Source organism: Gemmatimonadaceae bacterium, assembly GCA_019752115.1.
Lineage (GTDB): Bacteria > Gemmatimonadota > Gemmatimonadetes > Gemmatimonadales > Gemmatimonadaceae > Gemmatimonas.
Genome location: JAIEMN010000019.1, coordinates 115,935 through 129,536 on the forward strand (window position 1 = coordinate 115,935; position 13,602 = coordinate 129,536).

At 68.0% G+C, this 13,602-nt stretch carries 11 protein-coding genes; 4 read left to right on the plus strand and 7 right to left on the minus strand.

The genetic code is table 11. The annotated features are described in order from the left end of the window. Positions 1 to 4: 4 nt before the first annotated feature. Together K2R93_08960 and K2R93_08965 are read right to left on the minus strand one after the other, a co-directional pair. Positions 5 to 2,749 carry a TonB-dependent receptor gene (locus K2R93_08960; protein ID MBY0489953.1) on the minus strand — a complete coding sequence of 915 codons (2,745 nt, stop codon included), beginning with the start codon at positions 2,747 to 2,749 and terminating at the stop codon, positions 5 to 7. Between the two features lie 189 nt (positions 2,750 to 2,938). After that, positions 2,939 to 4,000, minus strand: a complete 1,062-nt coding sequence (locus K2R93_08965) for a LacI family transcriptional regulator (GenBank protein MBY0489954.1) — start codon at positions 3,998 to 4,000, stop codon at positions 2,939 to 2,941. 169 nt (positions 4,001 to 4,169) lie between these two features. Here K2R93_08965 and K2R93_08970 point away from each other — a divergent pair, with 169 nt between their 5' ends. Continuing rightward, positions 4,170 to 4,694, plus strand: coding sequence for a hypothetical protein (locus K2R93_08970; protein ID MBY0489955.1), 525 nt, complete (start codon positions 4,170 to 4,172; stop codon positions 4,692 to 4,694). A 3-nt stretch (positions 4,695 to 4,697) separates the two neighbouring features. Here the strand turns inward: K2R93_08970 and K2R93_08975 are convergent, their stop codons facing one another. The 3 genes from K2R93_08975 to K2R93_08985 all read right to left on the minus strand — a co-directional run bounded on the left by K2R93_08975 (position 4,698) and on the right by K2R93_08985 (position 7,431). Then, positions 4,698 to 5,360 (minus strand): hypothetical protein, encoded by a 663-nt coding sequence (locus K2R93_08975; protein MBY0489956.1) that lies wholly within the window; start codon positions 5,358 to 5,360, stop codon positions 4,698 to 4,700. Between the two features lie 32 nt (positions 5,361 to 5,392). After that, positions 5,393 to 6,916: a carbohydrate binding family 9 domain-containing protein gene (locus tag K2R93_08980; protein ID MBY0489957.1), complete on the minus strand. Its 1,524-nt coding sequence runs from the start codon at positions 6,914 to 6,916 to the stop codon at positions 5,393 to 5,395. 65 nt (positions 6,917 to 6,981) lie between these two features. After that, complete coding sequence (locus K2R93_08985) at positions 6,982 to 7,431, minus strand: hypothetical protein (protein MBY0489958.1); 450 nt, start codon at positions 7,429 to 7,431, stop codon at positions 6,982 to 6,984. Between the two features lie 145 nt (positions 7,432 to 7,576). On the opposite strand from K2R93_08985, the gene K2R93_08990 reads away from it, so the two are divergent. Further along, the gene (locus K2R93_08990; GenBank protein MBY0489959.1) at positions 7,577 to 8,836 is read left to right on the plus strand and encodes a dicarboxylate/amino acid:cation symporter; all 1,260 of its coding nucleotides are present in this window, start codon (positions 7,577 to 7,579) and stop codon (positions 8,834 to 8,836) included. Positions 8,837 to 8,916: 80 nt separating this feature from the next. On the opposite strand, the gene K2R93_08995 is transcribed toward K2R93_08990, so the two are convergent. After that, entirely contained in the window at positions 8,917 to 11,304 is a 2,388-nt protein-coding gene (locus K2R93_08995; protein MBY0489960.1) for a ribonuclease H-like domain-containing protein, read from the minus strand. 133 nt (positions 11,305 to 11,437) lie between these two features. On the opposite strand from K2R93_08995, the gene K2R93_09000 reads away from it, so the two are divergent. Then, positions 11,438 to 11,800 (plus strand): hypothetical protein, encoded by a 363-nt coding sequence (locus K2R93_09000; protein MBY0489961.1) that lies wholly within the window; start codon positions 11,438 to 11,440, stop codon positions 11,798 to 11,800. A gap of 61 nt (positions 11,801 to 11,861) precedes the next feature. Beyond that, positions 11,862 to 12,344: a hypothetical protein gene (locus tag K2R93_09005; GenBank protein MBY0489962.1), complete on the plus strand. Its 483-nt coding sequence runs from the start codon at positions 11,862 to 11,864 to the stop codon at positions 12,342 to 12,344. 9 nt (positions 12,345 to 12,353) lie between these two features. Here K2R93_09005 and K2R93_09010 read toward each other — a convergent pair whose 3' ends face one another. Further along, complete coding sequence (locus tag K2R93_09010; protein MBY0489963.1) at positions 12,354 to 13,595, minus strand: aminotransferase class V-fold PLP-dependent enzyme; 1,242 nt, start codon at positions 13,593 to 13,595, stop codon at positions 12,354 to 12,356. Between the last annotated feature and the right edge of the window lie 7 nt (positions 13,596 to 13,602).

Sequence of the window (13,602 nt, forward strand, 5' to 3'; positions counted from 1 at the left end):
GGACTCAGAAGTCGTAGCGCAGCGACACCATCACGCGGCGCGGCAGAATGGGCCGGAAGTTGAGGAACGGCAGCGTGCTCGGATCGACACCACCCGCCAGACGCGGGTCGCCCTCGGTCACGCCACGATCGTCGAGGAGGTTGTAGATGTTGACGCCGACGCGGATGCGCTGCGCCGTGTTGCGGCCGAAGGTGTAGCCGGCGCCGGCCGTCAGCACCCCAAAGCCCTCGAGCTTCTGCAGGTTGGCGTCGTCGGCGAAGCGACTGCCGATGTAGTTGTAGTCGAAGTTCGCGTCGAGCCCACGGCGCTGATAGTTAGCCGACAGGTCGGCCATCGTGTTCGGCTGGCGGCGGATCTTGCGCCCCGAGTTGCTCGTGACCGAGTCGCGAATCGCGCCGTTGGCATCGCGGAGGTAGATCGTCGGCACCTGCGGGAAGTTGAGCGCCTTGTGATCCTGATACGTGCCGGCCGCCTGGAACGTCCAGCCGGGCAGCGCCGACGGCGTGGCCACGAGCGTGGCTTCGACACCGGCGGTGCGCGTCTCGCCGACGGCGTCGGTGACGACCGCCGAGACGCCGCCGGGCAGGATGCGGAGATCGCTCTGCAGGCGGTTCTTGATGTTGACGTAGAACGGCGCGACGGTGAGGCCGGCCTGCTTGGTGGTGAGGCGGTAGCCGACTTCACCCTGCAGGAACTGCTCGTTCTTGGTCAGCTGGGGCTGACGGAAGTTGCCGTTGGCATCGAGCGCCAGCGACGTGAAGAACGACGCATCCGGGATGCGGAAGCCGCGGCTCCCCGAGACGTAGAAATTCGACGTCGAGTTGATGGCATAGTTCACACCACCGGTGGCCGCCCAGTCGTCGAACTTCACCACGCGGCGCACGAAGCGGCCGGTGCCAATGGCCACATTGCGGCCGGCTTCGGTGATCCCCACGGTCTGATTGGCCGTCTGCTCCTGCGAGATCGACGTATTCTGGCGCTCGTAGCGGGCGCCGAGGTCCACGCGCCACTTGGTGCCGATCTGCATTTCATCGCCGGCGAAGAAGGCGGCGATGCCCGTCTGATACTCGGCGTTGGTGTAGGCGCTCGACAGGCGCGTGAGGCCGTTCTGCGTGATGCGGCGCACGACGGTATCGCCGGCGGAGCCGGCCGGGCCGCCCCGGATGGTCAGGTCGAGCAGGCGCGGCTGCGACTGCACGTCGATCAGCGTAAGCGGCGAGAACTGCTGGTCGAGCTGCCGCGTGCGCGACAGGAAGCTGCCGAGCGTGAGGCTGTGCTGCGTCTGCCCCTGCACGATCTTGCGCTGCAGCTGCGTTTCGTTGGCGTACTCCGTGAACGGGCGATTGCGGTAGCGCGCGTCCTGCGTCATGACGTTCGCCGAGTTGAACGGCACCACGGCATTGTTGACGTACGAATACACCGGACGCCACGCCGGATTCGTGAGATACTGCGCAGCGAAGCCCGCGGCGGTGTTCGTATTCGAGCCGGGGAGGAAGATGTTGAACTCGTGCGCGATGTTGCTCATGCGCGTCCGCGACGTGAGCTGCCAGCCGGGCGCCACTTCGTTGCTGAACTCGAGCGTCGCCACCGGGCCCTTCACGAGAATGCCGTTGGCCATCTTCGACTGGAACGTCCCGTTGAAGAAGCCGCCGGTGAAGCCACTCACGATCAGGTTGGCCGCTTCGGGGGTGTTGAGCGTGCCGGCGCGACCGACGGCCGCGACATCGGCGCCCTTCGCGTACGGGACCGGGAGGAAGAACTGCACCTTGTCGTCGATGATCTTGAGGTGCGCGCGGATATAGCCCTTCTCGAGCATGCGCGTCACGTTGGCCTTGAACTGCATGCCCTGCGTGGGCAGGCCGCCCTGCAGCGGACCGTCATCGAGGCGGAGGAAGCCGCCGACGTTGTAGGTGAGCTTGTCGCCCATCGGGCCCGAGCTGTTGTAGTCGAGGCGATAGAGGCCGCTCGGCGCCGTCGTCACCTGCAGCACATTCTGCTGCGTCGGACCACCGACCTTGTCGATGTAGTTGATGATACCGCCCGGCCGGCTCACGCCGAAGACGGTGGAGTTGCCGCCCTTCACGACCTCGACGCGATCGAGGTTCTGGTCCTGGCGCAGCAGCACGTCTTCAGCCGACAGGTTGATGGCGCTCTGCACGGGCATGCCGTTCTCGAGCATCATCAGGTAGCGCTGCTGACCCGGCGACGGGATACCGCGCACGAACACGTTCGACGCGAGCTCACCGCCACCGTTCTCGGCGTGAATGCCGGGGATGGTGCGCACGGCGTCGGCGATGTTGAAGTTCGGCGCCAGCTTGGTGAGCTGCACGTTGTCGATGACTGCCGCGGAGACCGTGGCTTCCTTGGTCACGCGCTCGGAGCGCGTACCGGTCACGACGACAGCCTCGGCGCGCATCGGGTCGGAGGCGAGGTCGAAGTTCACCTCGACGCTGCCGCCGGCCGGCACATCCACGACCTTGCTGTCGGGGCGATAGCCAATGGCGCGCACCCGCACCGTCTGCTTGCCGGCGGGGACGCGGGCGATGACGTAGCGCCCCGTGCCGTCGGCCGTGCCACCGATCATGGTGCCATCGATGCGCACCGAGGCGCCAAAGACGGCGTCGCCTTCGGGGTTCTTGACGACACCCCGGACGGTGCCGGTGGGGGCTTGAGCGGCGAGCGGGATGGCCGCGACCAGGGCGAGGAGCCCGGTGGCGAGCGAGAGCATACGAGCCGGGAGCGCGCGCATGACTGAGCCTCTGAGGAGGGAAAGGCGGGACACCGGCACGGGCCGGCGCGAAGGAGGGCGGAGGCGAATGTAGGAGTGCCACCGGATTTGTGCAATCGATTGCATAAAACCCGGCATTCCGAAATGCGGTATACTTTTGAACGTCCTGGAATACGCTTGGAACGGTTCAGCCCGAACAGGGGCCAACCGTCACCGTGGACGGGTCGATTCGCGAACGACGAGCTGGACCGGGAGTTCGGTGGACGGCGCGTCGCGACCGGCGATGCGATCGAGGAGATGGTCCACCAGCAGGCGGGCGCCGGTCACGACGTCCTGCCGCACCGTCGTGAGCGACGGCGAGATGATGGTCGCGGCCGGGATATCGTCGAACCCGACCACCTGGACCTCGTCGGGGACGCGTCGACCTTCGGCGCGGAGCACCTGCAGGGCGCCAATCGCCAAGGTGTCACTGGCCGCCATCACGCCGTCGAATTCGGCGCCGGCGGCCAACGCCCGCGTCATCGTCTGCTGGAGATCGTGGCGGGAGTAGCGCGCCATGAGGTCGAGCGGTGTCATCCCCGCTTCCCGCAGGGCGCGCTGGTAGCCCTGATAGCGCGCGTTGTACTCGGGTAAGGCGCGGTCGCCGACATACGCAATGCGGCGACATCCGCAGGCGATCAGATGGCGCGTCGCGAGCTGCCCACCGGCCTGATTGTCCGAGCCGATCGCGAGGTAGTGCTGATCGGGGAGGCGCTGCCCCCACACCACCAGATTCCGGTACGACTCCGACACGGCATTCAGCAGCGGATGCAGCGTGCTCTGGCGCAACACGATCAGCCCATCGGCACGGCCGGAGTCGAGCACGTCGCGCGCGAGCGACTCGATATCGGGGGAATGGCGGACAAGCAGCAGATCGAGCCCCCGCTGCGTGAGCACATCGCCGATGCCGGCGAGGAGCCCGAGCAGAAAGGGATGGGCGCCGTACTGTTCGAGGCCGTGCCCCATCGGCAGCACGATGCCGATCGTTTGCGCGCGTCGGGTGCGCAGACGGCTGGCCGAACTGTGCACCCGATAGCCGTGCGCGGCCGCCAGCGCTTCCAACCGCTGGCGCGTGGCCTTGGAAATGGCCGCGTGTCCTGCCAGCGCGCGTGACACGGTGGATTCCGACACATTCGCCAGCCGCGCCAACTCGGCCATGCTGCTCAATCGGCGGGGCGGCGGGGTCTCCGCGTCGGCGGGCGTCGGCGGCGGGGGCTGTTTGCGACGCGGCATTCCGGCAATATCGTCCCGCATGGGCAGCGCGACAACGTGCGCGTCCACTCTTCGTTTTTCCGGGCTCTCGCGCGGGCGCGTGATGTCGGGGAATCCCTCCTGACATCCGACTGTATTACTGAATAGTTATATAAGGCCCGCAATCGGCAACCCGTTCCCGGAGAACGTTATGCGTGCCTCTCACATCGCTTCGCTGTTGCTGGGTCTCACCTGCCTCTCCGCCATCGCGCCGGCGCAGGGCGCGCTGGGCGGCATGAGTCCCGGCATGGGACGCGGCATGATGGGCGATTCTGCCGCTGCCGTCATCATGCCGATCGTGCATGACCTGATGACCAATCACACCAAGCTCCGCCGAACGGTAACCATCCTGCCGAATGGCGTGCGAACGGTGACCGAATCGGACGACAGCACGATGATGTACCAGCTGCGGAAGCACGTCTCGACCACCGGTGGCCTGGTGGCGCGCAGTCAGGATCTCAATGTGCCGCCCGCCTCACCGGTGTTGCACGCGCTGCTGCAAAACGGCGCGAAGATCGTACGGACCGTGTCCCCCACGCCGAAGGGGGTGGCGGTGACCGAGACCTCCGAGGATCCGGCGGTGGTGCGCCTTCTGCAGGACCATGCGGCCGAGGTCACCGCGCTCGTAGAGCGTGGTATGGCGGCCATGCACGAGTCGATGATGAAACGGAAATAGGCGTCAGAACGCCAGCATCTGCGTGTACTTCACGATCACGCCAAAGCCCGAGGGCGGCGCATCCGGCATGGTGATGCGCTGCTGATTCAGCACCACGAAGAGATCGCTCAGCGGGTGGTGAATGAGGTTGAAGCGGATGTTGGCGTTGAGCAGGTGCGCGTGCGGGTCGTACTGCGCGAGGCCGTCCACAAACTTGTTGGTGGCCAGCGAGTAGTTCGCGCGCATCGTCCACAGCGTCGCTTCGAAGCTCGCGTGCGGTACGGCGAGCGATGCCGCCGTGTGCGAGATCCCGACCGTGCTGCTGAACTTGGCGGACGGGCGCACGGCCACGCCGAGTTGCTGGGAGTGCTGGTGCCCGCTCCAGAACTGCCCCTCGGTGAGCGTGAACGTCAACGCCAGCGGTCGGCTCAGGTCGGTGGCGCCCTTGAAGGCGATATCGGTCCACGGATACGCGCCCGCGGGGATGGCCGGAATGCTCTTGCTGATGCGAAATGGGGTCTCGATGCGCTGGAAGCGCGGGTTCACCGAGAGCTCGTAATAGGCACCACTGCTGTTGAAGACCGTGAAGTCGCTGTGCAGGTCCTTCGCGGTGATGCGGCCGCGCAGATCCTCGTAGTAATTCCAGGTGATGTGCGGGTGCAGCTCACGGGCCTTGATCCGGGGCAACCACTGCGGACGCGGACGAAGTCCGAAGTCGATCAGCCACTTGCGCGTGTCGGTCCGACGGAAGTAGCCCAGATCGTCCTGAAAGCCCTTCCCACCTGCAGCGCGCCCGCCTTGAGGTGAAGGAAGTTGCCTTCGTGGTTAATCCTGCTGCGCCACGCATACTGCCCCTCGGACTTGCCCGCGGTGCGCGTGCCGACCGCGTAGCTGCTCCAGTCCCAGACCCCCGGAAGGCGGAAGGTGGCATCGACACCAGCGACCCGATTCCAGCTGTTCTGTCCGCGCGCGCCGAGCCCTTCGCGGTCGAGCATGATCAGCCCCACATCCGAGCCGGGGCGCAGATTGCGCCGCAGTCGCAGGGCGCCATAGCGATTGGCGGGCGCCGTGGGCGTCGCCTGCGACTGCATGCCGAGGGCGCCGATGGTGAGTCCCGCCGCCGATCCCGTGAGCCGCACGCCGCCCGGAATGGGAACAGAGCGACCATCCGCCGAGAGCCCGATACGACGACTGAAGAAGAGCAGCATGTCTTCGTCGGGCGTCGGCGCCAGATTCACGCGATTGTTGCGCGCCGCATCCCCCACGTAGAAGATGCCTGAGTTCTCGAGGAAGAACTCGCGCTTCTCGGGGAAGAACTGACTGAACTGGGTGAGGTTGACCTGCTGCTCGTCGGCCTCCACCTGCGCGAAGTCGGGATTGAGCGCCACATTGAGCGCGAGCTTGGGCGTCACGCCATAGGTGACATCGAGCCCGCCGGCTTCGGCCAGCGTCGCGCGTGCGGTTCGGGCGGGCGCGACCGGCAGATCGCGCACATCGCGCGCGAGGAGATACGGCTTCACACGGAGATCGCGCGACCCCCCGCTGGGCTCCACGCCTTCGAGCGTGCCGGCGAGCGACGCGCGCGTGATGGTGAACGCGCGCGGTATCGGCGCCCAGTACGTCGTCTCGTTCCGATGGCGGATGCGCCGCGCGAAGTTGATCCCCCACCCGTCGACGTCGCCTAACCGATAGCGCAGCGTCTTGAAGGGAATCGCCATTTCGACGATCCACTTGTCGGCGAAACGGCGGGTCTTCACCGTCCACACGCCGTCCCAGCTGGTGTTCACCTCGCGTCCTTCATTCGCCATCTGCCGATCGGCGCGCGCGCCGGCCGCATTGGTCAGAAAGACGTAGCCATTGCGACGATCATGAAAGGTGTCGAGGAGGACTTCGAAGTCGTCCTGATCGTCTTCCTTGAAGTCCTTCTTGATGTCGGCGACGACGAGATTGGCGGCATCGGGGTCGTGCAGCACCGCGCCGATGTAGAGCGCGCTGCCGTCGAAGAGGACGCGGACCTCGGTGGCCTCGGTGGCCGGCTCACCGGTGCGCGGTTCGCTCTGCACGAAATCGGTGGCGAGCGGGGCGCGGGCCCAATCCGGTTCGTCGAGGGTCCCGTCGATCGTGACGGGCGCCGACGTGCGCGTGGCCCGGATGCGCTTCTCGGCGCGGGGCGGATCAGACGCGCGGGGCGTGGCGCGCGCGACGGCGGGGAGGAGACACGCCGCCGTCAGGAGACGACACACGGGACGAAACGATGGCATACACGACAATATGCCATCGGTTCGTCCCGCTCGCGGCGGGACTCAGGTCAGGTGCCGGACCCGGTCCACACCGTGACCAGCCGCGCCCACGGCAGCACGGCCGCGATGAGGAGCATCGTGATCAGCGTGCCCACGAGCGCCTTCTTGGCCTTGGCCGGTGCATTCGGGGCCTTCTTCACCAGCACGCCGGACACGGTGGCCGCAATGACCGCGGCGAGCATCAGCGTGGGGTGCTCCACGAGCAGGCGGCGCAGGTTCGGATCCTTCATGCTGTCGCCCATGCTCTGACGTGCCTGGGCAATGGTGGGGCTGGTGAAGAACAGCCCCAGGCCAGCGAGCAGCTGCAGATGCACGAACAGCGTCAGGCGCCGCACCCACGCGGTATCGCCGTCGTTCCACGTCTGCTGGCGCGTGGCGGCCTTGACCAGCACGAAGATGCCGGTGGCCAAGACGGCCCACGCCACGATGTTGTGCACACCAATCAGAATGCCGTACATCCGTCCCCACAGGTCATCAGGTAGCCGCGCGGGCGGAGTGCCGGGCGCGGGCGATGACGGAGGATGCCACGACCGGGGGCCCGGGGCAATCGGACCCGAGCGGTCGGAATGGCCTTCGGGGCGCCGCCGGTCTAGCTTCGCCGCCATGGCCCGACTCTCCCTGACCACGCGCGTCCTGCTCGCGCTCGTTGCCGGCCTTGGGCTTGGCGTTGTCATCGCCACCTCCGGCTCCCCCGCCCTGCTCGCGGTGGGGAAGGCGCTCGAGCCGTTGGGGACGCTGTTCGTGAATGGCATCCGGATGACGATCATCCCCCTCGTGGTCTCGAGCCTCATCGTGGGGATCGCGGCCGCCCCCGACGCGGCGACGATTGGCCGCCTGGGTGGGCGGGCGTTGCTGTTCATGGTGGTGAGTGTGGCCGTAGCGGCGGCGCTCGGCGTGACCGTGGCTGGCCCGTTGTTCGATGCGTTTCCGATCGATCCGGCGGCCACGGCGGCGTTGCGGACGAATGCGGCGGGGGCGGGCGACGCGGCAGCCCAGAGTGCCAAGGCCGTCCCCGGCTTTGCGCAGTGGCTGACCGACCTCGTGCCGGTCAATCCGGTGAAGGCGGCGGCCGACGGGGCGATGCTGCCGCTGATTGTATTCAGCGTGGCCTTCGGGATTGCGGTGACGCGCCTCGAGCCCACGCGACGCGCGGCGCTCGTGCCCGTACTCGAGGCCATTCAGGACGCGTCGCTCACGCTCGTGCGCTGGGTGCTGGGCTTTGCGCCCCTGGGCGTCTTTGGCCTCGCGGTGCCGCTGGCCGCGAAGCTGGGCGTGAGTGCGGTGGGCGCCTTGGCCACGTACGTGGGCGTGGTCTCGGTGCTGTCGATCGTCCTGATTCTCCTGCTCTACCCGGTGGCGGCGGCGCTCGGGCGCGTGTCGCTCGCCACGTTCGCGCGTGCCGCCCTGCCCCCGCAGGCGATGGCGTTCAGCGGCCGCTCGTCACTCGCTGCGATGCCGGCGATGATCACCGCCACGCGCGATACGCTCGCGCTGCCGGCGCAGATTCCGGGATTTCTGGTGCCGCTCCTCACCTCCACCTTTCGCGTCGGTGCCGGCATCGGACAGACGGTGGCGGTGGTCTTCGTCGCGCACCTCTACGGCGTCGCGCTCACGCCCGCGCAGCTGGCCACGGTGGCGGTGACGACGGTGATCAGTTCCTTCTCGGTGCCCGGCATTCCCGGCGGCACGATCGTGGGGATGATCCCGGTGCTGATGGCCGCCGGCGTACCGGTCGAAGGCGCCGGCATTCTGCTCGGCGTGGACACGATCCCCGACATGTTCCGGACGACGGCGAACGTGACGGGGGATATGGCGGCGGCGGTGGTGCTCGGCGGACGCGAGGTCGCTTCGCGGGACAACTGAACTGGGGGACAACGAGCGAGGGGCGGGACGACGCACGAGGATTGGGGTGGGGGCTGACCCTTCGCTCGCGACGCCTCTCGTCAGTGGTCCCTTGCCTCGTCAGTTGTCCTCAGAAGAAGCCAGGATTCGGGGACGCGGCTCGCGACGGCCCGCACCGATTCCAGCCCCGCGGCAAACAGCGGCAACTGCTCGGCGTCGGCGAAGACACGCTCGAAGTCGTCGGGGGTGAAGGCGCGCGCGAGCCGCGTGGCGAAGGTACGGCGCAGCAGCGCGGCGTAGTAGGCGCGGTCGTAGTCGCGCGGGTCGTGCTCAACGTGCGCTTCCCCGTCGAACTCGTCGATCACGCGACCGCCGGTGGGCGTGCGATAGACGCGCACGCGTTCGTTCACCGCCCAGTGGGTACGCCCGCTCTGCAGCATGGCCTCGTAGGCAAACTCACGACGGCTGTCGCGCGACTCGGCGTAGGCGCGCGGTGACTTTCGCAAACGCACGCGTGACGCGACCTCGAGCGTAGGGATCGCGGCGCGATGCAGCGCGCCGAGCGTCTCCAGATACGCGGCGCGGACCCCGGGGATGTCGCCGGCCAGCAGGCGCGCGATGGCGACGCGCAGAAACTGCTCCCCGAACGGTTCGGCGCGACTGGAGCGGAACGCGACGCCCTTGAGCAGCAGGCGGCCGTCGAACGTGAGAAGCGCGTAGTTCTTGGGCTCGTGCGACAGCATGGCGGCGTAGCGCCCTTCGAACTCGAGCTTCACCATGGGCGGCAGCATCGCCGCGACTTCATCGACCACGCGCCGTTCGTCGGCTTCGGACCACGTATCCGGGACGGCGAAGTAGATGCCGTCGGTGTCGGCTTCGAGCAGTTCGGCGCCGCGATCGGCGAGTGCGCGGCACATCTGCATGAGCGTGGCGCGGCCGCGGCGTGTGACCTCGTTGGCGGCGTGCACATCGGCGAAGCGGGTGAGCCCCTCGCCGGCGGCGAGATATCCATAGGCGGAGTTCACGACAAGCTTCATGGCCGCCGAGAGCGCATCGTTCTCATGACGCGCATCGGTGCCGGCTGGGGCAGCCTTTCCGCGTTGCTTCGCGGCGAGTCGTTGTTCGACCAGGCGATCGACCAGAAACAGCAGCGCCTGCAGATGATCGCGCTTCGGGCCGATAGCAAAGGCGCGCATCAGCGACGGGTACAGACTCGCGACGTCCACCTTCACCACGCGATGGGCCACGCCGGCGGTGAAGAGGAGCAATGCGGCGCCGCTGTGGACGGTGCCATCGCTTTCAGCATAGACCGGGAGCGCTTCCCCGGCGCGCAGGTAGGCACGCACCAGTAGCGGGTCGATCACGCCGGTGGCCGGGCCCGCGTCGGCGAGCCGTTCGTAGCGGCGCGGCGCCATGCGAGCGAGGGCGAACGCGGCGCCGCCGAGCAGGCGGGCGAGGCCTTCCACTTCGGTGACGTCGGCGCTGGCGTATCGCTTCACGCGATCGGGATCGACCTGGTACACCGCGTGAATGCGGTCGCCGGGGATCAGTTCACGATCGGGGCCGGCGAGGCCAAAGTGGCGCGCCACGGCCTTGAGGCCATGGCCCGGCAGGTCACGACTCGCGAAGTCATACCGTCGCACGGCATCGAGCGTGTCGATGCATTCGCGCCCTGGCGCCACATAGCGAATCCGCCGGCTCGGATCACGCGGGCTGCGCGCCCCGCGCATCGCGGCGCGCTCCTGCAGCGGTACGCCCTCGAAGCGCCCCAACACCAGCGGCAGGCGGAGCCGCTGCGCGCGCGCCTGCAGAAAGGGGAGATCGAAGCCATGCAGGTTGTGGTTCTCGAGCACGTCCGGGTCGTGCCGCGCGATGCACGCCATGAACGCTGTGAGCAACGCCCGTTCGTCGTCGTCGCTGGGGCCCGGCGCTTCGAGCAGCTCCACGGCGCCGTCAGGCGTGTGCACGGCGATGAGGAAGACGCGATCACGGGCCGGATCGAGTCCGGTGGTCTCGAGGTCGAACTGCACCCGGCGCAGCTGCGTGAACGCGAGATCACGGAAGTACGTGCGCCCGGTGGCGACGAGGTATTGCTCGTCGGGGGGGAGGACGTGCCGGGCGAGGCGATCGAGTTCGTGCAACCGCGTGATCCGGCGCCCGAGCCGTTTGGACGCGCCGCGGGTGATCGCCTGCTCGATGTCGCGCTGGCGATCCGCCGAGACGAGCCAGCGGAGGGCGCCCGGGCCGTGGAGCTCACGGGCGTGGAGGCCGCGCGCCGGCTCGTCGCCCCGGGCCACGGCCACCCCGGCCGCCTCGAGATCCTCGAGGGAGTCGAGCAGCATCCACGGCCGAAAGCGGGCGGTCTCGCGCACGAGCGCGCCACCATCGGGACGCCGCCACACCACCGCCTCACCCCGGTCGTTGGCCCACACCGAGACGATCGCCGGCGTAGGGTCCCACCCCCAAAGCCACTCGTCGTTGCCGGTCACACCCGGAAATGCGGATTCACAGCAGGAACTTCACGGTCCGTACCACCAAGTCCTAGACCACCTCGTCTTATTGCCTCCACCCGGTCCGGCCCCATTTGTAGAGGGATTCAGTTTTCCCGTTCCCGAGGTGCCGGTGGACCAGCAACGCGATGCCACCAGCCTGTTCTTCCGTTCCGGCGAGTATACCCTGCTGCTGGCGTCCCACGATACCGCGGAACGCATCGGCCGGCAGTGTGTGCGCGTGGAACCCGCGGCCGTGCAGGAGCACCAGGACTGGGTCCTGGAGGTGGCGCCCGATGGGCGCGTGCTGCTGGCGCAGTTCCGCGCGCCGTACCACGACGACCACGAGGTCGAGGCGCTGGGCGATGGCGTCCGGGTGACGTTCCTGCAGGTGTCCCAGCCGCGCACGGAAGAGGTCTACCCGGGGGTTCGGCTCTACCGCCACCCGGATACGGGCACCCTGGTGGGGGCGGACCTGACGCGGGTCTGTCGCTGAGTCGATTCTCCTGCGTCGCGTGACGTATAGTCGAGGAGGGCGGCGCGTCGCAATTTGGCGCATGCGCTCATCCCCCGGCTCCCTCTGCCGCGCCATCGCCGTCGCCATCGCCGGCGCTTCACTCGCCGCCTGCCACACCTACCAGCCGGCCGCGCTCGCGTCGCTCCGAAGCGGCCAGCAGGTGCGTTTCGAATCGCGCGCGGCTGGATCGGCACTGCGCTTCGGGCCGATTCCGACCGACGCGATCGACGACCACTGCCAGGCCACGCGCGTGAGCGGCGTCGTCGCGACCCCACACAGTTCAACCGTGATCAGCCTGCGCGCGCTTGGAAAGACGCGTGGCGGTGACCGCGCGGACAGCAGCTGCGCGCAGTTGGCCGGTCAGGCCGTCAATGTGGTGATACGCGACACCGCGGCGGTTCGCGTAAAGCGGCAGCGCATCGCGTGGGGACGCAGCATCCTGCTGGTCCTCGGTGGCGTGATCATGCTTCAGGGCGCACTCCTGGGGGCGTCGACCGGCTCGCTGCTCGCCGGTCCAGGTTGAGCCCTCGCGTTACCGCACCGCCTCCAGCAACCGCTCCACGTCCGCCATCTCGTTGTACACACTCGGCGACATCCGAATCCACGTCGGCGCCACGCGCACATTCACCTTGGCGGCGGTGAGCTTCGCGCCCACCGCGGCGGTATCCTTGAGCGCAAACGTGACGATGGGCGAGCGTGAATCCCGCGGCGTCTGCGGCGTCCAACCGAGGGTGCGCAGCTCCGTTTGCAATCGCGCGAGCAACGGTTGCCGATGGGCCTCGATATTGGCGACCCCGAGCTGCTGCAGATACGGGATCGATGCGCTCAGCGCTTCGCCTACGCCGATCGCGTAGGTCCCGAGCTGTACGTGATGCGCCGCCGCGCTGCCCGGGGTGTACGTCACACTGCGCGGATATTGCGGATCGAAGGGCGAGAGATGCAGATCGGTGTCGGGCGCCGATTCGTAGCTCCAGTGTGGGCGCTGCACGACGCGCCCAAGCAGGTCGTGGCGCACGTACAGAAAGCCGAGGCCGAAGTCACCCATGAGCCACTTGTAGCTCGACGTGGCGGCGAAGTCCACGCCGGTGGCTTTCACGTCGACTGGCACGGCGCCTACCGCCTGCGTGAGATCGGCATAGACGTACGCGCCGTGCGCATGGGAGAGATCGCACACGGCCTTGAGATCGTGCTGAAAGCCGTTGTACATCGAGACCAGCGACACTTCCACCAGCCGCGTGTGGCGGTCGATGCGCTGCTCGAGATCGGCCAGCAGGATCCGCCCGTCGCGCACCGGTGCCGTGCGCACGTCGAGCCCCTGCTTGGCCAGTTCGGCGAGGTGTACCAGCGCGCCTTCGAAGTGGAGCGCATCGGTCACCACGTTACCGCCGCGGCGCGGGAGCCCCAGCGCCTCGGTCACCCAGTTCTCGCCTGCGCTCGTATTTGGGATATACGCGATCTCATCGGGGCGGGCGTTGATGAGCGCTGCGTAGAGCGGCCGCGGATCGACCCGCGGTGGCGGCGGTGGGCCACCGACCGTGCCGCGCCGCGTGGCCCATGCCGCCTGCGCGGTACTGGCCACGCGGGGCATGGGATGCGTATACGCGCCGTTGATGTACGTGTAGCCGGGCGCGATCTCAAAATCCGCTCGGCGCGCGACGCCGGGCTGCCACGCGCCGGGCGGCGCAACCGGCTCATCGAACCAGGCACGCGGCACACGGCGCGCCGCGCCCGCCGCGAGCGCACCAGCGAGAACATCACGTCGAGTGGGGGCCATGCGGCCC

Excerpts from the sequence above, each read along its gene's own strand:
- K2R93_08960 (MBY0489953.1), bottom strand. The coding sequence starts at position 2,749 with ATGCGCGCGCTCCCGGCTCGTATGCTCTCGCTCGCCACCGGGCTCCTC.
- K2R93_08965 (MBY0489954.1), bottom strand. The coding sequence starts at position 4,000 with ATGCCGCGTCGCAAACAGCCCCCGCCGCCGACGCCCGCCGACGCGGAG.
- K2R93_08970 (MBY0489955.1), top strand. The coding sequence starts at position 4,170 with ATGCGTGCCTCTCACATCGCTTCGCTGTTGCTGGGTCTCACCTGCCTC.
- K2R93_08985 (MBY0489958.1), bottom strand. The coding sequence starts at position 7,431 with ATGTACGGCATTCTGATTGGTGTGCACAACATCGTGGCGTGGGCCGTC.
- K2R93_08990 (MBY0489959.1), top strand. The coding sequence starts at position 7,577 with ATGGCCCGACTCTCCCTGACCACGCGCGTCCTGCTCGCGCTCGTTGCC.
- K2R93_09005 (MBY0489962.1), top strand. The coding sequence starts at position 11,862 with ATGCGCTCATCCCCCGGCTCCCTCTGCCGCGCCATCGCCGTCGCCATC.
- K2R93_09010 (MBY0489963.1), bottom strand. The coding sequence starts at position 13,595 with ATGGCCCCCACTCGACGTGATGTTCTCGCTGGTGCGCTCGCGGCGGGC.